The following is a 24,404-nucleotide window of genomic DNA, read 5'->3' as shown; positions in this document are numbered from 1 at the left end:
GCTCAAGGTGCTACTGGGGCTCAAGGTGCTACTGGCGCAACAGGACCAGCAGGTACTCCGATCCCTATAACTACAGCTGTCTTAGGTAACACAAATGCACAAACAGTATCACCAGGAAGCAATATACAATTCAATGAAACATTCGAATTAACAAACCTCTCCTTTAACGGCTCTGATACTCTAACTGTTTTAGAAACTGGTGTATACGATATTAACTTCTCCGCATCTACAACATTCCCAGGCTCTTCACCATTTGGTTTCGGTCTTTCATTTAATGGCCAACCACCTAGTCGTAATTTTTCAACTAACGTTATCGGTAGTGCGGTTTCTTTCTCAACGATTATTACTTTAACAGCTGGTACAACAATCTCTGTACAACCTACAGCAAATACTATCTCTATTCCAAATACAGGTGAAACAACTGCAGTACTAACCGTCTTCCGAATTTACTAATTTTCGTCAAATAATCATATTTATAGTTATATGTTTAATTGACTGTGTATTAAATCTCTCTTTTAATAAAAAGGAGCACTTATTTGGGAGGATAAGTGCTCCTTCTTTACGTTTCTTTACCTCAAATTTACTCTATCTTAATCCTCATTTTGTATGATAAATAATGAAGTCAAAGATATGAAAGAGGGATGAAAAATGAGAGTTATGTCACCGATACGCATTTGGATTGCACTTATGATATGCATTATTTTATGTGTAGGATTTTTTTTAACTCTAAAATATTCCACTATTTCAAAAGCAGAGAGAAAAACAGTTCCATACAAACTTTTGTATACGAAACAAAACGACATCCTTTATTCCAATTACACAAATAATGAAAAAAAAGTTATAAAAGGAATGCTTATTACGAAAGCTTCTAATTACGAAACTCTACTTCAAATTGCTGAATCGATTAAAGATCAGTATACAAATAAAGGAATTGATGAAATCACGCTGTCTATCCATAATGAAAATAATGGTAGTTATGAAGAAGAATTACCTTACGAACCGATTAGTAAAGGAAAAATAATCGTCACATACGATTCTCAATCCTTTGGCAGTACGAACATTACTCTTAATGAATAGTAGCATTTATCTCACTCATTATGAGCTCACTTTATTTTTCACATGAGAAAGAGGCGAATAATGAAATTCGCCTCTTTTTTCACCATAATGATGGAATCCACTCTTTCACTTTATCAAACCACTCTTGCTGTTCTTTTTTCCTTTGTTGTTCCTCTTCTTGCCTTCTCTTTTCTTCTTCTTTTCTTCTCTTTTCTTCTTCAATTGTTTGCAATTGTTTTTTATAGTCCGCCTCAGATATTAACGACAATTGGAACGCTTTTTGGGCTGGGTTTGCATTTGCTTTTTTCATGATGTCTCGGAACATCGTCGTCGTAATTTGACTACCACCTGGCACATAATGCTCGCTATCTGTTTTGTCATATCCCACCCAAATCGCACCTACTAAATCTGGTGTGTATCCTACAAACCACGAGTCCTTCGCTCCTACGCTCGGACCATTTACAAGTTGAGTAGTCCCTGTCTTTCCTGCTGTATCAACATTATTAACTTTCGCTTTTTCACCTGTTCCCTTTTCGACTACACCTTTTAATAAATACGTCATCTTTTGAGCAATTTTTTCACTCGTCACTCGTGTCTCTTTTTTATACCATTTTCCTATTATTTCCCCTTCAGCATTTTGAACTTCTCTAATTGCATGAGCCTCTACTTGAACCCCATCATTAGCGAATGTACTATATGCTTGGGCCATTACAAATGGAGATGTCCCTACATGCATCCCACCTAAAGCAATTGGATACGTACGGTCTTCTGGTACTAATGGAATACCAAATCGCTCTAAAGATTTCAATCCTTTATCTAATCCTATTTGCTCTAATAACCACACAGCAGAAACATTATACGACTTTGCTACCGCTTCATACATTGTCACATTACCATGAAAAGCCTGATCACTATTTTTCGGTTCATATTCTTTAATATGAAATGGTTCATCCTTTAATATATCGTATACTTCATACCCTTGTTCTAAAGCAGGTACATATACAGCTAGAGGCTTTAATGTTGAACCTGGCTGTCTTTTTAATTGCGTAGCATGATTAAATTGTAAAAACTGATATGGTCCTCTCCCCCCAACTAAAGCTGGAACACCGCCTGTTTTGGGATTTATAAGGACTACACCCGTTTGCATAAGTTGATCTGAGCCACTATCTTTAAAATAACTATCATTATTCACAACATCTTCTACAGCTTGTTGTTTTTTCGGATCAAGCTCTGTATAAATACGATAACCACCTGCTAAAATTTCATTTTGTGTTAATTCATACTTATCCATCGCTTCCCTAACTATATAGTCTACATATTGGGAGTATTTACCTTTATATTTATCATCAACCCCACGTTTTAATACAAGGCCTGACTCTTTTTCTTTATTGTATTGTTCTTCAGAAATATATCCTTGTTCCTTCATTAAACTTAATACGACATTACGTCGTTCAATTGATTTATTAAAGTTTTTATAAGGCGAATACGCAGACGGCGCTTTAATTAAGCCCGCGATCGTTGCAGCTTCTGAAATTGATAAATCTTTTACATCTTTATCAAAATACGATTTAGCTGCCCTTTTTATCCCCCAAGCACCTTCTCCAAAATAGATTTGATTCATATACATTTCAATAATTTCATCTTTTGTATAAGTACGTTCTATTTTTTTCGTTAAAAAGTATTCCTTTATTTTACGAGAAAATGTACGATCTTGTGTCAGAAATACATTCTTCGCGAGCTGCTGTGTAATTGTACTTCCCCCTGCTACAACTTCTCCTGCTGTAATATTTTTAAAAACTGCACTTATAATTCCACTATAATAAATACCATGATGGTTAAAAAATTCCTTATCTTCTACTGCAACAATTGCCTGAACCATAATATCAGGAATATCTTTTCTTTTAACGCCTTCTGTTTTCGAAGAAGCTAATTTAGTTGCGACCTCATTATTTGCATCATAAATTAAAGTCGGTTGTGGAACAGCTTGTTTTAATTCAGATATGTCTTGAATGGAAATTATTATATTTACAGCAATAAATATAGTAACGAGTACACTTCCCAATACAATTAATGAATTACGAAGTTTCTTCCTCTTATTGAACCACTCAAGCATTTTTTTAAAATGAGTGTTCTTCAATTTCATTCGTTCACTTCCTTCATTTATTTACACTCTTCTTTTTAAAAGGAAGAATATACCGCCTTTTAAATTTATTATAATAACGTAGTCATTCCTATAGTGTAAAGCTTTTCTTTTACATTCATACTTTTTGCAAGAAAAGGACATTCTACAAGTAAGATATTCACTATTGGATATTAATATTATTAATAGAACAACGAGAGTTATGTTAAGTTTTTGTAAACTTTTCGATAAAATGTTTTAAAAAACGACAGTTTTTTGTTAGAATTGATTAGCCAATATATTTTACATATATTACTTTTGTGGGGGTAACAATAATGGTCTTTAAATCAAAAAAAGATAAATTTTCTGAAATGTTAATGAATGTTTCCGAAAATTTAAAAGAAGGCGCGCAATTTTTCGTGGAGTATAAAATTAAAAATGCTAGCGATTTAAAAGAGTTTTCTATGCGCATGAAAGAGTATGAGTCAAAAGGTGACTCATTTATTCACGAAATCATTATGGAGCTAAACAAAGCGTTTATTACTCCGATTGAACGTGAGGACATCCTACAACTTGCAATGAGTATGGATGATGTATTAGACGGATTAGATCACAGTGCTGGTCTGTTCGAAATGTATTCTATTACAGAAGCTGATGAATACATGATTAAATTCGTAGAAGCAATTAATCAATGTGCAATTGAAATTGCAAATTCTGTTGAACTACTGTCTAAAAAGAAGTTAGTCGACATTCGTACGAACGCGATCAAGATTAAGGATTACGAATCACAATGCGATGATATTCGTCGTCATGCGATTAAGCACTTATTCTCTCGTGAGAAAGATCCGATTAAGATTATTCAATTTAAAGAGATTTACGAAGAGCTTGAAGAAGTAGCTGATAGCTGTCAAAGCGTTGCAAACGTATTAGAAACAATTATTATGAAGAACGCGTAAGGAGTTTGATCATGGATACACTCTTGATACTGACCGTTTTAGTAGTCATTTGCGCTTTAGCTTTTGACTTTATCAATGGATTTCACGATACAGCAAACGCTATTGCAACGGCTGTTTCAACGAAAGCTCTAAAGCCTAGACATGCAATTATTATGGCAGCTATTATGAACTTTTTAGGTGCAATGACATTTACAGGTGTAGCAAAAACGATTACAAAAGATATCGTTGACCCATTTGCTTTACAAAATGGTTCTCTTGTAATTTTAGCTGCTTTACTTGCGGCGATAGCATGGAACTTAATTACTTGGTACTACGGTATCCCAAGTAGTTCTTCGCATGCAATTATTGGCTCAATCGCAGGTGCAGCCATTGCTGCTGCTGGTATTAGCTCATTAAACCTTAAAGGATTCATTAAAATTCTTGAAGCTTTAATCATTTCACCAATTATCGCTTTCGTTATTGGTTATATCGTATACAGTATTTTTAAAGTGGTCTTTAAAAACTTTAACTTAACGAAAACGAACAAAAACTTTCGTATATTCCAGATTTTCACTGCAGCATTACAAGCCTATACACACGGTACGAATGATGCACAAAAAGCAATGGGTATCATTACGATGGCTCTTATGGCTAATAACTATCATACTTCTAGCGATATTCCGTTCTGGGTACAATTATCTTGTGCTATCGCAATGGGGCTTGGTACTTCTGTCGGTGGATGGAAAATTATTAAAACTGTCGGTGGACAAATTATGAAAATTCGTCCTGTAAATGGTGTAGCTGCCGATTTATCATCATCACTTGTTATTTTCGGTGCAACATTCATTCACTTACCGGTTAGTACGACGCACGTTATCTCTTCTTCTATTTTAGGGGTTGGTGCTTCTCACCGTGTGAAAGGGGTAAAATGGGGAACTGCAAAACGTATGTTAATTACATGGGTTATTACACTTCCTATTTCAGCTTCTTTAGCTGCTCTGTTTTACTACCTATTACATTTTGTTTTCTAATCAAAAGTCGTCTTCCTTATTTTTCTAGGAAGACGACTTTTTTGTGAACAAGCCTATTTCTCATTAAAAAGCGTGTATAATAATTGGTGGATAAGTTATTTAGAGGAGTTGGCAATTTTGGAATACATCATGTTACTTTTCATCGGACTAATCGCCGGGACAGTCGGCAGCCTAGTTGGGCTTGGAGGCGGAATTATTATTGTTCCGTTATTAATTGGATTACACAGTTTATCACCACAACTTGCAGTAGGGACTTCTATGGTAACAGTCGTTTTTACAGGGCTATCTTCCACCCTTACTTACATGAAGCATAAACGAGTAGATTATAAAAGTGGACTTATTTTATTTATCGGAAGCGGCCCTGGTGGTATTATCGGATCATGGGCAAATAAATTTTTAAACCAAGACACATTTTCTTTATACTTTGGGATTTTCCTTATATTCGTCTCAATTCTACTTATGCTTCGAGACAAATTAAAACCTCTTTCCCTCTCAAATACGTCTGTAATTAAGCGTTCTTTTACAGATAATGATGGAAATACTGTACACTATCAATTCCCACCGTTTCTTGCTATCTTTATTGCCTTTATAGTTGGGTTTATATCTGGGTTATTTGGAATTGGTGGCGGTGCCTTACTTGTTCCAGCAATGATGCTTCTTTTTGCATTCCCAGCACATATTGCAGTAGCAACTTCAATGTTCATCGTATTTCTATCAGCAATTGTAAGTTCTGCAACTCACATCTCACTTGGAAATGTCAGCTGGATTTATGCATTAATCCTTATTCCTGGTGCATGGATCGGCGGAAAAATCGGGGCTTACATTAATACAAAACTGAGTGGTAACGCCGTAATTAATTTATTACGTATTACGTTAATTATTCTTGGAACTAGATTAATCATTATTTCCCTTTTATAACGTATTCTTTTTAGAATGCGTTTTTCTTATACACATGAATATAAAAATCCTCCGAGGAGAACAAATAAAATTAAACAAACACATAATAACATATAATTTGAAATATGTACTTTCTTCAAGTTGACCACTCCTATAACTGCGACTGTTATCTTTATGATAGCGAAAAAATAGTTCACTTGCAGTTACAGAGTGCTAACAATGCAAAATCAATTATTACAAATTTTATCCTTATATTTCATTTCTTTGTATATTCTATCGATTTAATAAAAAAAGATGTCATATTGACATCTTTTTTAGTGAAGAAGTGACCATCCCATAAAGTCTTCATGTACTTGGCACGCCCTCTTATCATTTCGATCATATAATTCAGCATAACTATCTGTTTCTTCATCATAAGCCATCGTATAAATAATTTGGCCGTCTACTTCAACGGATAAAACGACTCCACCTTTCATCTCTTCTACATGAATGATAGCATTCGCCGGAATTCTCATATCCGTCATTCTCATCGCATCTAACAATATACTAAACCCCCTACAGCGTATTCATTGCTAGTACTATTACACACTAAATAGTATACTACTGTAATAGCATACATTTCGTCAATGAAATTGCTGTTGAAATAGCATATTGTCTATATACATATACGCTAAAATAGAAGAAATAGAAACATATTAATGGGGGGCTAACATTGATTCTACACAAAGGAGATGTACTATTCCGTCAAGGCGAGGACGGTCCTTTATACTTTATAAAAACTGGCTTATTAAAAGTAGTTCGGTTAGAAGAAGACGGAACACCATTTTTATTCAACATTATCGTTCCAGGTGAAACGATACCTCATCATTCTTTAATTTCACCGAAAGAATATCACGGTACAGCTATCGCTTTAATAAAAACAGAAGTGGAACCAATTACTAGTAGTGAATGGTATGAGAGACTTCAAGCAAATCCTGAATCATATGCCAACATCGCTATGCAATTGCAATCGAAATTAAGAATGATGCAACAACGAATTGATCAATTGACAACCGTCTCACCAAAAGAACGTCTTCATCGTTTACAAGAATGGTTCACATTATATTTAGATGACATTCCTATATATGAAATATTAACACAAACTGAAATTGGTCAACTGATAGGCATACGCCGTGAAACAGTTAACCGTTTATTACGAGAACAAATAAAAAACGAGGTAAAATAAATACCTCGTTTTTTTGTTTATTCTCATCCGTCTTATTGTAAGCTTGTTGCTGGGCCGAAAAATTCATAATGAATATGCTCTTGTTTCACACCTAAATCAGTTAGTGCAGCATTTATATGCTTCATAAATGCTACTGGACCACAGAAATAAAATTCTGCTTCAGTTGTCGGAATAATAGTTTGTAACCATTCTGCTTCAATAAATCCTTCTTTATCAAAGTTCTTCGTTTCCAAATCTTTTTCAGTTGGTGCAGAATAACAAGTGTATGCTTTAACTTGTTCATATTCATTGTCTACTGCCTTAACATGTTCTTTCATTGCATGTGTATTACTATTTATTGCTGCATGAACAAAATATACATTTCGTTTTGAATCTTGTTCAATTAACGTATTTAACATACTCATCATCGGTGTAATCCCTACTCCACCACTAATTAGTACAACTGGTAACGTTGAATCCATTTTTAATACGAAATCTCCCGCTGGTGCACTTACTGGCAAAATATCTCCTTCTTTTACATGTTCATGTAAGTAATTAGACACTTTACCGTCTGGTGTATCTACACCTTTTTCTTTCTTTACACTAATACGATAATATTCTTTCCCAGGAGCATCGGATAAACTGTATTGACGATTATGTGTATATGTCTCACCTTCAATATTGATTTGAACCGTTACATATTGACCTGGGATGAATGAAGAAACTTTCCCTCCATCTTCAGGTTTCAAATAAAATGACGTAATAACATCGCTTTCCTTCACTTTTTTAACAATCACAAAGTTGCGGAAGTCTTTCCATCCACCTTCTTTATGTGCAGCTTCTTCATACATCTCTGCTTCAATGCTAATAAATGCATCAGCAATGACACCATATGCTTCTCCCCATGCATTTAAAACTTCATCAGGTGCACCTGCGACCTCTTTAATGGCACGTAGTAAACATGTGCCTACAATCGGATAATGCTCAGCTTTAATACCTAAACTTCTATGCTTATGACCAATTTGTTTTACAACTGGAATAATAGCTTCTAAATTATCAATGTACATTGCAGCAGCATAAACAGCATTCGCTAACGCTTGTTGTTGTCTTCCCTTTTTCTGATTCGTATGGTTGAAAATATTCAATAACTCCCGATGTTCCGAAAATAAAATTTGATAAAATCTCGTTGTAATTTCAACGCCTTTTTCTTGTAATAATGGTACTGTTGACTTTACGATTTCAATTGTTTTTGCACTTAACATTGTATCCCACTCCTCTATTTCCTTAACTGTTTTTAGTTTAACTGAATCTTATAATGCAGATTGTGATTTTAATCACTATTAACACGTTGTTTTTGTGAATAATATATGAACATTGCATTTACAAAAGAAAATAAGCTAACTAGAATTCTAGCTAGCTTATTATTTTGTTTGTATAGCTTGTTCAATTACCTTTCTATCTTTCCCATCACCAAACTCCGTATACCCCCAGATATTCGTTTCACCTCTATATTTATTTACGATAATATCCAAGTCATGATATACACGGTGGGCATACACTACATACTCAATATTTTGAAGTTCCACACCTTTTTTTACAATTTCATAGCTTCTATTTACATCGCGTTTTATTTTTTCATTCTTTATTTCCGTATGTATATTTTTTAAAGATGGTTCTTGTTGTTGAAACCATTGCTTAAATTGATTCCAATCCCCGTCTGTATAATTCTCTGCTTTACCGTAATTTAAGAAATTATTATAGCTTTCATGTGTCATTCGAATAAAATCTAGCACTTTTGTCTCTTCTTGCACATCTTCTACTTGAGCTATTGTATTTACCTCAGCAGGCTTATTCGCATAATGTAACAGCACTTTCATAAGACTATAACTCGCAATGATCATTACGATAATAATCCCGAATACACTTAACAATTTCTTCATATACAGAACTCCTTCTCTACTAAAGATATTACAATGTATGACTATACTTGTAACATTCTCTCGTAGAAATATAATTCCTGTATTAATTCTTCCTATCATTTCGACAATATTTTTCTACACATTTCGTCTTGGCAAATGCTCCTGTAAAACAATATAACCTTCATAAGCTGTATAACCAAGTATAGCTATTAATCCGATATAACAAGCAAATACTGTCCATTTCGTTTTCGTATCCACTTTATAATAGTTTTCTTGTTGTTCCTTTTCTGTTTTCCATTCATTTAATTTTCTTTCTGACGCTTCAAATGCTTCTCTTATGTGAATAGTATACTCATCTTTTTCATCTTCATATGGAACATAATCTAATGGTTCGAACTTCGGTAAAAGATACTCTAACACTTCCATTTTTTGAAGTTCACCTATTTGTAACTCTTTTTCCCGTTCTCTTTGTCCTAATGCATTCATCTCATGATGCATCATGTATATAGTCCGATGTACAGCACCCGTTTCTTTTAATTCCTCTTCAAGCCTAGCAACATATTCTTTCATCCCATCAATTTTATGCCCTAATTCCTTAATCGGCTCATCTCTCTTTATCACTCTATATAATTCCATACAACCGATAATAACAATAAATCCTCCCAAAATACTTTTAAAGTAAATTGAATAGCCAAGTAATAAAATAAGGCCCGCTCCCCAAATTTTAGTACTGACAACTGAAATAATTCGCCCACCATCTAGCGGCGAAACGGGAATTAAATTAAAGAAATTAATCATACTTCCAAGCAAAATAACAAGCGCCCAAAATGGCTCTTTCGTCATTATATAAAGCGGTATCGCTGGCAAAAATGACAGAAGTCCGAAAAGCGGACCCATATAGGCAATGTAAGCTTCATCTTTTGCATTTTTCGGCATCTCTTTCATTCCAATAAGAGCCCCCATAAATGGAATAAAGATCGCTGGCGATGTTGGGATCCCTTTTCTTTTCGCAGCCCATAAATGGCCCATTTCATGAACAAACAACAAATAAATGAGCGCCACTCCAAATTTCCAACCATATATAACTGCGTATGCGCCAAGCGATAGAAACATACTAAATACCGTTGAAAACTTTGCTAATTTAAAAATTGCAAATATCCACTTTAACTTAGACAGCAAAAATAATCCTATGGCAACAATAATTCCCCATAATCCTTTTTTATTATTTTTCATCTCTCTCTCCTTTAACCCCCTGTGACGAGTCATAAAAGCCCATCAAAAATTATTCTTGCCTCTATTATGACATATTTTTTTCTATTGTTAGAAATAATGTTTATTTAATCCATTTTTAGCCAAAAATACAAATAAAGGAGGTGCATACGAATGAATTTACAATCTCTCATAATAGGTGTTTTATCATTTTTAGCTTCAACTCTTATTTTTTATACAGTGAGCTATGTATTATTATTAGATTGGTTGCCAAATCACTTACTTATCACTCTTATCATTCTTTCCGCTCTTATGATTTCATTTCTTATTACACGAAAATCAATGAATGAGCCATCTGCAAAAGCAAAATAATAGAGAGGGGTTCTTCCCCCTCTCTATTATCATTTCCTAGGAAAGGCTACATAGAATTTCAATTCAGTTACAGCCAATAAGGATCTTACCTCAAAATTCAGTTGGAACAAAGAAGTTAAGCGGGAGTCAACGCCGAATTGGCAAAGACTATTAATCAATGAAAAATGAGTATCCTCCTCCGATTAAAGTCTCACTTTATCTTTGAAAATTCATTTTTTCACCATACTCTTTAACGATTTGAATTATATTTTGAAACACGCCTATTTTTTCTTTTTCACTGTTTAATATTTTTAAATCATACTTTTCGTAATATGTTTCTAATGATTTTAATTGTGATTCTGAAGCACCTTTTATCGGAACGGTAGCATGCAATTCATATTGCTTATACCCTTCCTTTACTTTTTTACCTAAAATCATTTCACTCTCTTTTGCTCCAATTAATTTTTGAACTTTTTCTGGGAAAGTGAGTTGCAAATAATATTCTTGTTCCTTCACTAACTTGTTGTATAGTGATTGTGAAATCGTATACCGTACCATATAATTCACATTTTGATCGCCTGCTTTAATATGAAACGCAGTAATCTGCAAATCTTTTTTTGTTACTTCCGTTAAAGGACCTACCTGCATCTCATATTCTTTTTGTTCTGAAACATTTGGAAATATAGCCAGAAGCTTTTCCGTATCTTTTTCATTCAACATATACATAGCTTTCTTATATTGCACCCATCCTCGTCTATCTTCTCCCCTTAACCATGCATAATAAGTTTCTTTTTTCCCATCTCTACTAATTTGTATTTCATATTCAGGTTCACCGAAGCTTCCGGTTATTTCTTGTTTCTCAGCTTTATCCAAAATATCTATTACTAACTTCGCTTCTGATTCCTGCAACTTTTTCTCTTTATGTTTTTTTTGTATAACGGTTACCCCTATTGTTTCTTTCACTTCATTCACCGTCTCTTCTACTTTTTTTGTTTCTTTTTTTTGATCAGCTTGACCACAAGCTGCTAGTAACATAACAAATAACAACAATACATATTTCCCTTTCAAATTAATCCTCCTTTTACGATAAGAAATTCTTATAATCTTCATACATAAAACAAAAACGTGACATCCTATTAAATAAGTTATACTAATCATTGAAAGGAGGTCTTTATCATGTCCATTAATTTTCATGATGCAAATAATAAATACACATACGCAACAAGAAACGCTCATATTTCTTGGGCTGAAATGGTAACAAACATTACAGACATACAAAACAAGCAAATAATTGATATTGGCTGCGGTGGCGGGATTTATACGAAAGAACTTGCTCTTATGGGAGCTAAAAATGTTGTGGGACTTGATTTTTCAAAAGAAATATTACAAGCTGCAAAAGAAAATTGCAACAACTTTCCAAATATTTCATTCATCCACGGTGATGCACATAATATCCCATACCCTAATGAAACATTCGACATAGTTATTTCGCGCGCAGTTATTCATCATTTACAAGACATTCCTACATTTTTATGTGAAGCTTCTCGTATATTAAATAAAAACGGTGTACTCATTTTACAAGATCGAACGATTGAAGATTGTACAGTTCCAGGAAGTCCCGAACACATTCGTGGATATTTTTTCTCTATATTTCCAAAACTCATTGAAATAGAGTCAAAAAGACGTCCAAAAACTAACACGATACAGAAAGAATTACAAAAACATTCTCTTCACGTACTTCCCACACAAACACAATGGGAAGTACGAAAAATACATGATTCTGTAGAAGCATTGCTACAAGATTTATCTCCTCGAACAGGTCGATCCATTCTATATGAGTTAACAGATGATGAACTTTCTCAACTTCTACAACATATACAGACCGCATTACAAAACGTCTCTCCTATTATTGAAAGAGATCGATGGACAATTTGGAGCGCCATGAAGTTGTAAGGAAGGAAGCCTCACAAAATAATGTGAGGCTTCCTTTCTTTCATAATCTAATTTTGCAACACTCTTGATATCCTCCACTTCTGGCCTGTGCACTTCCACACTTCGGACATACTAAATATCTAGACTGATTTGTCAACAAACTACCTTTTTGAAAGAGTAAAACTTCTGCTTGTTTAAACGAACGCGAATAATATAACCACATAAAACCAATTATAGCAATAATGCCAAATAATACTCCCATCGCAAGCATTTCAGTCACCTCTTTTGGTTTGTTCTTTCCAGCAAGTGGATTGTTGTAATATTCTCTGTAAATTCAAATAATCCCTTCTTTACTCCTATAAATATCAACTTTCTCTATAAATTTTACAATTCTCCGCAAATTTTTACTCCCATTTTACAATTCATTATTCCTTTTGCAACAACGAATTTTACTTTCGATATTTCCGTATATAAATATATCTTTCAAAAAACATATTGACTTTCTAAAAAAAACATGCAACAATACTGTCAGAATACTTGAATAAAAATTCATTGACGAGAACGAGTACGTTATAGAACTGTTCCCCAGAGAGTTGGCAATTTGCTGAAAGCCAACGTTCAGTGCGTAACCGAAAATCATCTCCGAGAAGTAGAACCGAATGTTACAGTAAGTTCTTACCGGCCGTCCCCCGTTACAAGGAACACGTATCATGTTGTACGTTGCAAAGCCGTATACATATAGATTTATTTCTACATGTATAAATTAGGGTGGTATCGCGGGTAAATATAACTCGTCCCTTTCTTTAGGGACGAGTTTTTTGTGTTCTTACAAATGAATTTAAAAAAGGAGGAAAAACAATGAACACTGTATCAAAAAAACATATTTTTTTCACGGGTCTTATGCTATTTTCTTTATTTTTTGGGGCAGGTAATTTAATTTTCCCTCCCATGCTTGGACAAAACGCAGGTGAAAACTTTTGGCCAGCAATGATTGGATTTTTACTAACAGGAGTTGGCTTACCACTACTAACTGTTATCGCAATTTCTCTATCAGGAAATGGGATGCAGCAACTCGCGAGTCATGTCCATCCATTATTCGGAATTTTCTTTACAGTAGTTGTATACATTGCCATCGGTCCATCCATGGGCATCCCACGTGTTGCAAATGTCGCTTATGAAATGGGTGTTAGTTCTTTCTTACCAGAAACAATCCGCTCTAGCAGCCTAGTGCTATTTGTATATACAATTATATTCTTTACTTTCGTATTTTGGCTGAGTTTAAATCCATCTAAACTTGTCGATCGTATTGGAAATATATTAACACCTATTTTATTACTCTCAATTTTCTTATTGTTTGTTAAAAGTGTCTTTACACCACTTGGGCAATCAGGACCAGCTATGCAAGAGTATCAAACTTCTCCAATCTTCAAAGGCTTTATGGAAGGGTACTTAACAATGGACACCATCTCAGCACTTGCATTTGGAATTATCGTTGTAAATGCAATTCGCTCTAAAGGTGTGAATGATCGTAAGTCCATTGCCATCGCCACAGCAAAAGCAGGGCTTATTGCCGCTACAGGACTCGTACTTGTATATGGTGCACTCGGCTGGCTTGGGGCAACTAGTGTCTCTCTCGGATATGCAAAAAATGGTGGACAGCTACTTACTGTTATCGTACAACAATTATTCGGTCCGTACGGTTTGCTCCTATTATCTCTTATCGTTACACTCGCTTGTTTAACGACATGCGTTGGACTCGTATCTGCGTGCAGCCAATATTTTTCAACATTATTGACTACATTCTCATACAAAACGTTCGCGAGTATCATTTGCGCATTAGGATTATTAGTTGCCAACTTAGGTTTAACGAAAATTATCGCAATCTCTGTTCCAATTCTACTTGTTGTGTATCCAATTGCGATTGTACTCGTACTACTATCGTTACTTCATAAATACTTCGGTGGATATCGCTCTGTTTATGTAGGTGCTTTAATCGGAGCAGCTGTAGTGAGCGTATTTGATGGATTAAAACAAGGTGGTATTTCAGTTTCATTCATCACACCATATTTTGAATTTATCCCTTTATATAATGAAGGAATCGGCTGGCTAATACCAGCATTAGCAGGAGCTCTTATTGGCCTTGCAATCGCTAAGTTAAGCGGTACGAAAAAAGTTCCATTACTAACCGAATCTAACGAAGTAAAAGCCTCCTAAAAAAACTCCCAAAAGGGAGTTTTTTTACATTTGATAAGCAGTATGATTAAAACTGCTTATTTTATAAGCTTTCGTATAATATTCAATATTCGTATCAACTGTTTCTACCTTGACAACATCATAGTGCTCTTCTTGCTTTACTAAAAATAAATAGTATTCCTCTGTTGCCTCAATAATCGCAATTTTATCTGTTTCAACATTATATTGTTCACAAAGTGCTTGTAATGCGTTCACATAATCCCCTAATTTTTTAGACTTATCCATTCCGAATATAGTTTGAACTAACATATACATTCTCCCCTTTATATGTACTGTTAACACCTCAATGATAACGCTTACAATATTTATCGTCAATAAAAACATTCAATGGTTTTAACGCCAAATCTATATTGTAGCGAGCCAATAATTAGCGAGGAATCCCCCCGCCAATTAAAGTTTCACTTTATCACTTCGTTAATTGATGTCTAAATGCATAAATAACTGCCTGAGTACGATCACTTACATTCAATTTATTTAATATATTACTCACATGTGTCTTTACCGTTTTCAGTGCAATAAATAACTCATCCGCAATCTCTTGATTACTTTTTCCCTCTGCAATTAATAACAAAATCTCAAACTCTCTTTCCGTTAAATCATCATGCAAAGGTTGCTCTTTCTTTTGACGCATACGGGACATCATTTTCCCGGTAACTTTCGGCTCTAATACTGTTTCTCCATCATAAGTAGCTCGTACAGCATCTGCAATATCACTTGCTCTTGATGTTTTTAATAAATAACTAGTCGCCCCAGCCTCAATAACAGGATACAATTTTTCGTCATCTAAAAAGCTTGTTACAACTACAATTTTTGCTTCTGGCCATTCTTGAATAATAGCACGTGTTGCTTCGACACCATCCATCTCATCCATAACAAGATCCATTAAAATAATATCCGGTCTTAATTGCAGTGCTAATTCTGATCCTTTTTTTCCATTTTCAGCTTCCCCTACTACTTCAATATCTGGCTGTGTAGATAAATATGCCGATACACCCATACGAACCATTTCATGATCATCGACAAGCAATACTTTTATCATACTTCTCCCCCTCTCTCAAGCATAATCGGTACTTTCACTTCTATTTGTGTACCTTTGGCCGGGAAACTAAGTACCTTGAGTGTCCCACCAATTTCATGAACACGCTCTTGCATCGATCTTAAGCCATAGGAACCGGCTTTATTAACGCCTACTTCAAACCCAACACCGTCATCAATGATTTTTAAAATCGCATATTGATCAATTTTTCGAAGGCGCACTTCTGTTTTCTTTGCCTTCGCGTGTCGCAACGTGTTTGATAGCGCTTCTTGCACAATACGGAATAAATGATCTTCTACACCTTTTTTTAATTCTATTGGCTCAATAAGCCATTCAATTTTCATATGTTGTTTTCGCGATAATTCCGTTAATAATTCCTCTATACCTTCTGTCAGTTTCTTTCCTTCCAATTGTACAGGACGTAAATGAAGGAGCAATGCTCTCATTTCTGATTGAGCATTTACAACCATATTTTCAACAAGTTGTAATTGTTTTTTTGTCACATCTGGAAATTCAGTTATTTGTTCATTAATCGCTGACATCATCATCGACATTGCGAAAAGCTGCTGACTTACTGAATCATGCAACTCCCTTGCTAAACGATGCCTTTCTTGAGATATCGCTTCTTGTCTCATCTCTTCATTCCAATGAGCTCGTTCATTCGTTACTTTTTGAAAGAGTCCCGCTTGCTCCTCTAATCGACGAGCCAGAGCGATTACTTTTCGTTCCACTTCATGAAATTCATCATCTGCAGTAAACGAAACATCGCTCGGAAAATTCCCTCGCTCTACTTCAAATAGAAAAGTATTTAATCCTTGTATACGCTGCTCTATATAGTAACCGATTGCATATCCTACAATTCCCCCGATAAGTAAACTTGTAGTCATAATAAACAAGCCAATTGGAACAGAAGCGATGGATTCCTTCCATAATAAATCATACACTTGTTGCTCGCTTTTCCATACATATACAATTGTACAAATGAGTGCGATACTAACAGAGGACAACATAGAATAACGAATATACATCCACGAAATATTTTTTTGTTTCTTCATTATACTTTCCTCACTTCCGTGTCGCCTACGACAAGCGAAGAAATAATTTTAATACGACGAGGAGCCTCTTTATACTGCTCTGTTCTAAATGTAACATTGCGGTTAAACCCTGTCTCTTCATGACCTGGCAAGAGCACACGGCCGACAAGAACAGAATGATTTAAAGAAAGTTCAATATCATATGGCACATATAAACGAATATTACCAACGACACCTCGAATAACAATTACTGTTTCTCCTTCTGGAATCATAGCAGTTGTTAAATCCATTTCCACATCACAAGCACCATATTGAACATTAATATCCTCAAGTTCATAAATATGATCCATCATTCGTACATTGCCTACAAACATATTTTTCAAATATGGTTCTGTACGATATATTTGCTTCTCTTCGTCTATAATCCCTTTTTCTTTAATTTCAACCTTCATTGCTTTTTGCTGATGTCCTTGTTGAATCAATTGATAACCAATTAAAGCTAAACAAGCAAATACGACAAGAACAAATGCTGCTGATGAAAATAAGAAGAATAAAAATACGATACCACCAACAAATAAAAATACATTTCCCCGTACATAACGATTCTTTTTACGATAATGCCTTCCAAACATAAGCATAATAAATGCAAAAATGAGACCACCTGGTTCAAAATGTCCAAGTATCATATCAAGAAAAAGACCGAATCCAAATATGATGAGGAGCATCCCCATTAATTGTGTCTTTGAAAAATGTTTCTTCATTTCAGCTCCCCCCCTTCTTGTCACATATACATAGAAGAAAAGGCATTGCTTTCCAACACCTTTTCTCCTATCACTATATCATAAGCCTGTTTTATAATATACTACTATTATTTTGTTAACTCTTTCGTTAACGATACATCATTCTTTTCCTTCATTTCACGCTCAAGTTTTGCAATTTTCATATCAAATGTGTCACGCTCATGCTCTTCATTCATACGAGTTTCTAAGTCACGAATGTGATCTTCAATTTCTTCAAATCGTAAGAACGGATTATTTTCATCCATTTTATGCATCGCAGTATTCATACGACGATTTGCATGTGCCATATTTTCACGTGCCATTAGTTCCATACGCTTTGCGTGCATTTCTTTTAATTTATTTTTCATTTCAGAAAGACGACGCTCTAACTCATCAATTTGCTCTACAACACCTGCATACATTTCTTCTAATCGAGTTACTTGCCCTTCATAATAAGCTACCTCTTCTAAAGCACGTTCGTGCAATTGTAATTCGCCTGCTTCTTGAGCAATGATAGCTTGCTTTGATCTTTTGTTAACGAAATAGCGTGCTTGCTCAAGCTCACGAGCAAAGTTAGATTTTAATGTTTTATGACGTTCAATTAACTTCTCAATTTTTGTTATTTCACGCTCACTATCACGTAAATATTGGTTTAACATCGCAATTGGATTTTTTCTTTCCTTCTCATCTAACACATTATGAAAATCAGCTAAAATTGCATCGCGTACACGTCCGAATAAAGATTGTTTCATTATAAATCTTCCTCTCTTCTACTTTATTTATAATTTGATTTATTGTTTTAGTTTTTCATTAATTTGTTCCACTCATCTTCAAAGTTGCTATATGGTTTAGAACTTTCTGGAGCAGACTCAACAACTACATCTTTTTCTTTTTTCCACTCACGGTATCCGTAGTATAAAACCACTAAAGCAGCGATACCGATTAATGCTGGTGAATGAGAAAGTGCAATGGATAAACCGATTAAACCAACAATACCCCAAGCTAACTTTCCAAAAAATGACTTAGCTCGCACAAATGATTTATAGCTCCAATATACAACTCCTGCTCCGATTGCGAATCCTACAATACCAGCAAGACTACCAAGAGCAATTAAAGCCAAAATACCGGCTGCGATAAACGCTAGAAATTGTTTCATCTTGTGCTTGCCTCCCTTCGATTTGATACTCTTATCTTAACTATTTTTTCATCTTTCCATAACGAGCTTAAGAACCGTTTTTAACTCAGACTTAAGACCGAGTCATATTCAGCCCTTTACGCAAAAAAAAACGTGCAGAGTCTATTCTCTGCACGTTTTTTAATTACTAACGTTCATATTAAATTAAGCTGTTTTATGATACTCTTTTTTCTCAGCTACTTTCGAAAACCTTGGAAACCCAATTAAAATAGAAACAATCCCACATACTCCAACTAAAATTGGATAAAATGCATATGGTAACAATTCAACCGGAGATAACGCTGCAAATCCTGCTGCCGTTAACATTTGGGCACCGTATGGAATTAACCCTTGCACACAACATGAGAAAAGATCTAATACACTCGCTGATTTACGAGGGTCTATTTCATATTGATCTGCAATATTTTTTGCAAGCGGGCCTGTAAAGATAATTGAAATTGTATTATTCGCTGTACACATATTCGTCATACTCACTAAACCAGCAATACCAAATTCTGCTCCTTTTTTCGAACGAATATTACGAGTTAATACATTCATTAAATATTGAATACCACCATTATATTGGATTAATTCAACCATACCGCCAATTAATATAGCAAGTAACACTAACTCCATCATACCGCCCATTCCAGTCGTTACACTTTTAAAGAAACTTTCTAACGTGTAACTTCCATCTATAAGACCGATAACACCAGATAGTACAGTTCCACCAGTTAATACAATAAGTACATTCCAGCCAAGTAGCGCTGTAATAAGTACTCCTGCGTACGGTAAAATCTTTATCCACTCAAAGCTATGCGCTTTAATCTGCGTATCACTTCCTGAAGTAACTATTACTAATAGTACAATTGTAATAATAGCCGCTGGTAATACAATTAAAAAGTTCGTTTTAAACTTATCTTTCATTTCTGTTCCTTGTGAACGAACAGCTGCGATTGTTGTATCTGAAATAAATGATAAATTATCACCAAACATCGCTCCGCCAACAACAGTAGCCATCGCAAGTGCAATTGAGATATCAGTTTGACCACTAATACCTACAGCAATCGGTGCTAATGCTGCAATTGTTCCCATTGATGTTCCCATCGCTAATGAAATAAATGCACCAATAACAAAGATTCCAGCTACGATAAATCCTGGTGGCAAAATAGTTAACGCTAAATTAACAGTTGAGTCTACTCCACCCATTCCTTTAGCAGTTTCAGAAAATGCACCTGCAAGCACAAAAATTAATACCATAATCATAATATCCGGATTTCCTGCACCTTTAGCGAACCGCTCGACTTTCACATTAAAACTTTCTTTACGATTCATCACTAAAGCGACTCCTACAGCAATTGAAATCGCTACAAGTATCGGCAATTTATAGAAATCACCTGTAATAATTCCAGAACCAATAAATAGCGCCAAAAATATCCCAAGTGGTAATAAAGCTAAACCATTTCCTCTCGTTTCTTTCAAAGTACCATCTCTCCCTAGTTTCAACCTTTTTTCTAATGAATAACAAAAGACCTCTTCCGACGAGAAGAGGTCTTATACATCTATAAGAAACACTCTTCTCATCTTTCAAGCACACGCTTGCTGGATTTGGCACAGCACTCTGAAATCGAGTCCGCTGCCGAGGCATCGTAGGGCCAGTCCCTCCGCCTCTCTTTATAAGAAGGTTTCATATTTATTTTTTAATAATAATTTCTTCCCTAACTTTACTCGCTTACAAAACAAAAGTCAATTATTTTTTGTATAGATTTTTTTGGTAATTATACAAAAATTTGAATACAATAATCATTTTAACTTTTCGATTTCTTCTTCCAATATTGAAATCCAATAAAATTCACTATTTTTTATTGTTGCTAATATCCATTTCGTCGTGTACCAAGCTAGCTCATAATCTTCCTTCGTGACATCGCCACTTTTATAAGCGTCCTCTAGCTCCTCTTCATCTAATACATACACCTTACCGCTAGGTAATAATACTACATCTAAATATAAATCATCAAAATACGGTAAACCACGGTCATCTATTTCATATTCTTTCGTCACATCAATATAATATTGCACTAAATTGTGCCTATCATCTAACATAGCTGTAATCGTAAAGTTCTTTCCATTAATAAAATATTGAACCCATGTATACCCATTACCTGCAATACAAATTTCTTTACCATCATATTCTTTACAACTAGGCTCTCTCACCTTTTTTATATCCAGTATTCCGAGCATTCCCTCTTCTACTTGCTTAACCGTATAACCCTTTTCTATTAGTCTCTTCCACGAAGAACCATCACCATATTTACGTTTCATTATGTCTGCTCCTCTTCTATATACAGAAAAGCTCCCACATATTATGTGAGAGCTTGTTCATATTATAATTAAGCTGCTTGACCTTTTTCAGAAATCTCTTTCAAATAAGCTTGTCCTTTTTCAGCGTCATATTGACCTTCCCACTTAGACATAACTACAGCTGCTAAAGAGTTTCCTACAACGTTAACTGCTGTACGAGCCATATCTAAAATACGGTCAATACCAGCAATGAACGCTAAACCTTCAGGTGGAATACCTACTGTACCAAGTGTCGCTAATAATACAACGAATGATACGCCCGGTACACCTGCAATACCTTTTGATGTAACCATTAATACAAGTAATAATGTAATTTGTTGCGTAATAGATAACTCAATACCGTACATTTGCGCCAAGAAAATAGCCGCAATTGCTTGATATAAAGTTGATCCATCTAAGTTAAATGAATAACCTGTCGGAATAACGAAAGATGTAATTGCTTTCGGGCAACCGAATTTCTCCATTTTCTCCATGATTTTTGGTAAAACTGTTTCTGAACTTGCTGTAGAATATGCTAAAATCAGCTCGTCTTTTAAAATCTTAAAGAATTGGAAAATGTTAATTCCAAATATTTTCGCTGTAAGTCCTAAGACAACTACAACGAAGAAGATCATTGCTCCATATACAACAATTAGTAATTTTCCTAATGGAATTAATGAAGCAAGACCAAATGTAGAAACTGTAACTCCAATTAGCGCAAACACACCAAATGGTGCAAATTTCATAACTTGGTTTGTTACGTAAAACATCGCATCAGCTACACCTTGGAAAAATTGAAGAACCGGTCTTCCTCTTTCACCAATTGCTGCTACACCTAAACCAAATAATACAGAGAAGAAGATAATAGCAAGCATATCTCCGTCAGCTAATGACTTCATAATGTTCGTTGGAACAATATTTACAAATGTATCTGCAAATGAATGACTTTGTACTTGCTCTGTCGTATGTGTATATTTCGAAATATCTGTCTTTGTTAACTGCTCCATATTTACGCCTTTTCCTGGTTGGAAAATATTCGCAATTAATAGACCGACAATAATTGCAATTGTTGTAATAATTTCAAAGTAAATAATTGTTTTTCCGCCTAGTCGGCCCAATTTTTTTACATCGCCAACACCAGCAACCCCAACAACAATACTTGCTACAACAATCGGTACAACGATCATTTTAATTAATCGGATGAAAATATCACCAATTGGTTGTAAATAACTCACTACCGCCGGATTGCCAAAGAAAATCGCCCCAACTGCAATACCAAGCGCAAGTCCTATTAATATTTGCCATGCAAGTCCTATTCTTTTCATATTTGTTGTAACCCCCTCTTCGATGTTTCACTCTATCTCTCATTCTATCTCTATAAAACTTGAAATTAAGAGTATTACATATTATTCGACAATTCACTACATTTTGTCCCTGTTAAAAATCATAAATCAAAAATTAAAATCTGACAACAAAATAAGTTTGCCCGAACGCAAATAATTTTCTTGACAAAAAGTAGACTCATGTCAGAAAACCTCACATGAGAACGATTCCTCGCTAGTGTTTTATTAGCTTTTCAAGTAATATTTCACCTCATAAAAACTCTTAGTTTTCTCCTTAATTTCACAGATAAATCCCAAAATATACCTTTGTTACACAAGTAAATAACATGTAAGTACTATGACAATTAAAGTTGAAAAATGATAAATTCCGACAAAACTTAGCAATTTTATAAAGTTTTCTTTACATTATGATTACAACGATAGACACTCTTCTTCTTATGATATATAACATTCATAGGGAAAGGAGTCAGACAACTATGAAAAAGAAATTTGCAGCGTTTAGTGTTTTAGCAGCAGGAACGATTTTTGCTTCCCCGTTACTTTCACCCGTATACGCTGAAACAAATCAAGATAAATTATCTAACATTCAATCTGAATTAGAAGGCAAACAAAGTGACTTACAAAATAAATCAGTCGAGAAAGAACAAATAGAAAAAGAAATTCAAGAATTACAGAAGAAAATCGATGAATTAACTACTTCTATTAATAAAAACGAGGCTGAATTAAACGATACAAAAAAAGAAATTAGCAAAACTCAACAAGTAATTACTGACAAAAAGAAACATATTGAACAATTACAAACAAACATAGATACACGTCAGGAAGTTATTAAACAACGATTACAATCTATGCAAGAAAAACCTCGTACAAATATCATTACAGAGGTACTAACAAATTCTTCAAATATTGCCGATCTTGTTGATAATATGTACTCCGTAAGTTTAATATTAAACAATGATACAGATATTGTAAAAAAACAAACATCTGATCAAAATGCTGTAACTACAGAAAAAGAGGCTGTTGAGAAAAAAGAACAACAACTGAAAGAATCTGAGCAAAAACTAGAACAAAAACAGCAAGAATTACAAAATAACCAACAACAGCAACAAACTCTTATTAACGATCTACATACGAAAGTAGCAAAAGTAGATTCAGAGATTGAAGGATTAGAAGAATCCAAAGGCATTTTAGAAAATCAGCGTCAAGCTGTTCAAAAAGCAATTGAAGAAGAAAAACGGGCCGAAGAAGCTCGTAAAGCGGAAGAAGCTCGCCAGGCAGAGGAGGCTCGCAAACAACAAGCTACTAAATCTGCTCAAGCAACTCAAGCAGCCCCAACACCACATGATACAAATATCGGTGGCTTTATCAAACCAGCAGCTGGATCAAAAACTTCCGGATTTGGTGTACGTTCTTTAGATAACCATAAAGGAATTGACATCGCTGCTTCGGGAACGGTTCCAATTATCGCCGCTGCAGATGGCGTTGTTATCCGTTCAGAATTATCATCTAGTTACGGAAACGTAGTGTATTTATCTCACCGTATAAACGGAAAAACATATACGACAGTATATGCTCATATGAATAGCCGTTCTGTATCGAATGGACAAACTGTAAAACAAGGCGATCAGCTTGGATTTATGGGGAACACGGGCCAATCATACGGACAACATTTACACTTCGAACTTCATCTTGGAGAATGGAATGTCGGCAAGACAAACGCAGTTGATCCATCTCCTTATATCGGATTATAAAAAACCTCGGTGCCTTGAAGTGAACCCTGAAAACGGGACAC

General features: G+C 34.8%; 26 protein-coding genes, 1 riboswitch and 1 other annotated feature. Of the genes, 10 read left to right on the top strand and 16 right to left on the bottom strand.

What is annotated here, in order from left to right; genetic code table 11:
- A partial coding sequence (locus tag RT27_RS35480) for a Gly-Xaa-Xaa repeat protein (RefSeq protein WP_043938523.1) occupies positions 1–453 on the top strand: 453 nt, incomplete at its 5' end.
- Between the two features lie 195 nt (positions 454–648).
- Positions 649–1,077 (top strand): hypothetical protein, encoded by a 429-nt coding sequence (locus RT27_RS28960; protein WP_043938521.1) that lies wholly within the window; start codon positions 649–651, stop codon positions 1,075–1,077.
- Between the two features lie 79 nt (positions 1,078–1,156).
- Here RT27_RS28960 and RT27_RS28955 read toward each other — a convergent pair whose 3' ends face one another.
- Complete coding sequence (locus tag RT27_RS28955) at positions 1,157–3,199, bottom strand: PBP1A family penicillin-binding protein (RefSeq protein ID WP_043938520.1); 2,043 nt, start codon at positions 3,197–3,199, stop codon at positions 1,157–1,159.
- Positions 3,200–3,510: 311 nt separating this feature from the next.
- Between RT27_RS28955 and RT27_RS28950 the strand changes: the two genes are divergently transcribed.
- The 3 genes from RT27_RS28950 (at position 3,511) to RT27_RS28940 (ending at position 6,059) form a co-directional block, all read left to right on the top strand.
- Entirely contained in the window at positions 3,511–4,131 is a 621-nt protein-coding gene (locus tag RT27_RS28950) for a DUF47 domain-containing protein (protein ID WP_000231445.1), read from the top strand.
- Positions 4,132–4,142: 11 nt separating this feature from the next.
- The gene (locus tag RT27_RS28945; protein ID WP_000380276.1) at positions 4,143–5,141 is read left to right on the top strand and encodes an inorganic phosphate transporter; all 999 of its coding nucleotides are present in this window, start codon (positions 4,143–4,145) and stop codon (positions 5,139–5,141) included.
- A gap of 117 nt (positions 5,142–5,258) precedes the next feature.
- Positions 5,259–6,059, top strand: coding sequence for a sulfite exporter TauE/SafE family protein (locus tag RT27_RS28940; RefSeq protein ID WP_000455762.1), 801 nt, complete (start codon positions 5,259–5,261; stop codon positions 6,057–6,059).
- 293 nt (positions 6,060–6,352) lie between these two features.
- Here RT27_RS28940 and RT27_RS28935 read toward each other — a convergent pair whose 3' ends face one another.
- Positions 6,353–6,580, bottom strand: coding sequence for a hypothetical protein (locus tag RT27_RS28935; RefSeq protein WP_000883009.1), 228 nt, complete (start codon positions 6,578–6,580; stop codon positions 6,353–6,355).
- Between the two features lie 170 nt (positions 6,581–6,750).
- On the opposite strand from RT27_RS28935, the gene RT27_RS28930 reads away from it, so the two are divergent.
- Positions 6,751–7,263, top strand: a complete 513-nt coding sequence (locus tag RT27_RS28930; RefSeq protein ID WP_016082299.1) for a Crp/Fnr family transcriptional regulator — start codon at positions 6,751–6,753, stop codon at positions 7,261–7,263.
- Between the two features lie 32 nt (positions 7,264–7,295).
- Here the strand turns inward: RT27_RS28930 and hmpA are convergent, their stop codons facing one another.
- The 3 genes from hmpA to RT27_RS28915 all read right to left on the bottom strand — a co-directional run bounded on the left by hmpA (position 7,296) and on the right by RT27_RS28915 (position 10,394).
- Entirely contained in the window at positions 7,296–8,504 is a 1,209-nt protein-coding gene (hmpA, locus tag RT27_RS28925) for an NO-inducible flavohemoprotein (RefSeq protein ID WP_029441829.1), read from the bottom strand.
- A gap of 159 nt (positions 8,505–8,663) precedes the next feature.
- On the bottom strand, positions 8,664–9,182 hold the full coding sequence (locus RT27_RS28920; RefSeq protein ID WP_016082301.1) for a hypothetical protein: 519 nt from the start codon (positions 9,180–9,182) through the stop codon (positions 8,664–8,666).
- Between the two features lie 114 nt (positions 9,183–9,296).
- Positions 9,297–10,394, bottom strand: a complete 1,098-nt coding sequence (locus tag RT27_RS28915; RefSeq protein WP_029441828.1) for a site-2 protease family protein — start codon at positions 10,392–10,394, stop codon at positions 9,297–9,299.
- 150 nt (positions 10,395–10,544) lie between these two features.
- Here RT27_RS28915 and RT27_RS28910 point away from each other — a divergent pair, with 150 nt between their 5' ends.
- The gene (locus RT27_RS28910) at positions 10,545–10,742 is read left to right on the top strand and encodes a hypothetical protein (RefSeq protein ID WP_016082303.1); all 198 of its coding nucleotides are present in this window, start codon (positions 10,545–10,547) and stop codon (positions 10,740–10,742) included.
- Positions 10,743–10,937: 195 nt separating this feature from the next.
- Here RT27_RS28910 and RT27_RS28905 read toward each other — a convergent pair whose 3' ends face one another.
- Positions 10,938–11,789: a hypothetical protein gene (locus RT27_RS28905; protein WP_043938519.1), complete on the bottom strand. Its 852-nt coding sequence runs from the start codon at positions 11,787–11,789 to the stop codon at positions 10,938–10,940.
- A gap of 108 nt (positions 11,790–11,897) precedes the next feature.
- Here RT27_RS28905 and RT27_RS28900 point away from each other — a divergent pair, with 108 nt between their 5' ends.
- Positions 11,898–12,674 (top strand): class I SAM-dependent methyltransferase, encoded by a 777-nt coding sequence (locus tag RT27_RS28900; RefSeq protein ID WP_016082305.1) that lies wholly within the window; start codon positions 11,898–11,900, stop codon positions 12,672–12,674.
- A gap of 40 nt (positions 12,675–12,714) precedes the next feature.
- Here the strand turns inward: RT27_RS28900 and RT27_RS28895 are convergent, their stop codons facing one another.
- Positions 12,715–12,924, bottom strand: a complete 210-nt coding sequence (locus RT27_RS28895) for a hypothetical protein (RefSeq protein WP_000880630.1) — start codon at positions 12,922–12,924, stop codon at positions 12,715–12,717.
- Positions 12,925–13,196: 272 nt separating this feature from the next.
- Positions 13,197–13,455: a binding site (T-box leader), on the top strand.
- A 56-nt stretch (positions 13,456–13,511) separates the two neighbouring features.
- Here RT27_RS28895 and brnQ point away from each other — a divergent pair.
- Entirely contained in the window at positions 13,512–14,867 is a 1,356-nt protein-coding gene (gene brnQ / locus RT27_RS28890) for a branched-chain amino acid transport system II carrier protein (RefSeq protein WP_016082307.1), read from the top strand.
- A 24-nt stretch (positions 14,868–14,891) separates the two neighbouring features.
- Here brnQ and RT27_RS28885 read toward each other — a convergent pair whose 3' ends face one another.
- From RT27_RS28885 to gltP, 9 genes are all read right to left on the bottom strand, one after another.
- Positions 14,892–15,230, bottom strand: a complete 339-nt coding sequence (locus RT27_RS28885) for a DUF3922 domain-containing protein (protein WP_140163928.1) — start codon at positions 15,228–15,230, stop codon at positions 14,892–14,894.
- 82 nt (positions 15,231–15,312) lie between these two features.
- Positions 15,313–15,945 carry a response regulator transcription factor gene (locus tag RT27_RS28880; RefSeq protein WP_016082308.1) on the bottom strand — a complete coding sequence of 211 codons (633 nt, stop codon included), beginning with the start codon at positions 15,943–15,945 and terminating at the stop codon, positions 15,313–15,315.
- Entirely contained in the window at positions 15,942–16,997 is a 1,056-nt protein-coding gene (locus tag RT27_RS28875) for a sensor histidine kinase (RefSeq protein WP_016082309.1), read from the bottom strand. Before RT27_RS28875 ends, RT27_RS28880 begins: the two co-directional genes overlap by 4 nt.
- Positions 16,997–17,737: a cell wall-active antibiotics response protein LiaF gene (gene liaF / locus RT27_RS28870; RefSeq protein WP_029441825.1), complete on the bottom strand. Its 741-nt coding sequence runs from the start codon at positions 17,735–17,737 to the stop codon at positions 16,997–16,999. Before liaF ends, RT27_RS28875 begins: the two co-directional genes overlap by 1 nt.
- A gap of 107 nt (positions 17,738–17,844) precedes the next feature.
- On the bottom strand, positions 17,845–18,507 hold the full coding sequence (locus RT27_RS28865) for a PspA/IM30 family protein (RefSeq protein WP_000814127.1): 663 nt from the start codon (positions 18,505–18,507) through the stop codon (positions 17,845–17,847).
- A 47-nt stretch (positions 18,508–18,554) separates the two neighbouring features.
- Positions 18,555–18,911 carry a hypothetical protein gene (locus RT27_RS28860; RefSeq protein ID WP_000808640.1) on the bottom strand — a complete coding sequence of 119 codons (357 nt, stop codon included), beginning with the start codon at positions 18,909–18,911 and terminating at the stop codon, positions 18,555–18,557.
- A 183-nt stretch (positions 18,912–19,094) separates the two neighbouring features.
- Positions 19,095–20,411 carry a Na+/H+ antiporter NhaC family protein gene (locus RT27_RS28855; protein WP_016082311.1) on the bottom strand — a complete coding sequence of 439 codons (1,317 nt, stop codon included), beginning with the start codon at positions 20,409–20,411 and terminating at the stop codon, positions 19,095–19,097.
- Positions 20,412–20,506: 95 nt separating this feature from the next.
- Positions 20,507–20,612, bottom strand: a riboswitch (SAM riboswitch).
- Between the two features lie 120 nt (positions 20,613–20,732).
- Positions 20,733–21,251 (bottom strand): DUF402 domain-containing protein, encoded by a 519-nt coding sequence (locus RT27_RS28850; RefSeq protein ID WP_043938517.1) that lies wholly within the window; start codon positions 21,249–21,251, stop codon positions 20,733–20,735.
- A gap of 68 nt (positions 21,252–21,319) precedes the next feature.
- Positions 21,320–22,594: a glutamate/aspartate:proton symporter GltP gene (gene gltP / locus RT27_RS28845; RefSeq protein WP_016082313.1), complete on the bottom strand. Its 1,275-nt coding sequence runs from the start codon at positions 22,592–22,594 to the stop codon at positions 21,320–21,322.
- Between the two features lie 494 nt (positions 22,595–23,088).
- Between gltP and RT27_RS28840 the strand changes: the two genes are divergently transcribed.
- The gene (locus RT27_RS28840; protein WP_029441822.1) at positions 23,089–24,363 is read left to right on the top strand and encodes a M23 family metallopeptidase; all 1,275 of its coding nucleotides are present in this window, start codon (positions 23,089–23,091) and stop codon (positions 24,361–24,363) included.
- The last annotated feature ends 41 nt before the right edge of the window (positions 24,364–24,404 follow it).

The organism is Bacillus sp. L_1B0_5, assembly GCF_000836715.1.
GTDB lineage: Bacteria > Bacillota > Bacilli > Bacillales > Bacillaceae_G > Bacillus_A > Bacillus_A thuringiensis_S.
Note: the sequence above shows the minus strand (reverse complement) of the source record. Positions and strands in the feature narration are given on the sequence as shown.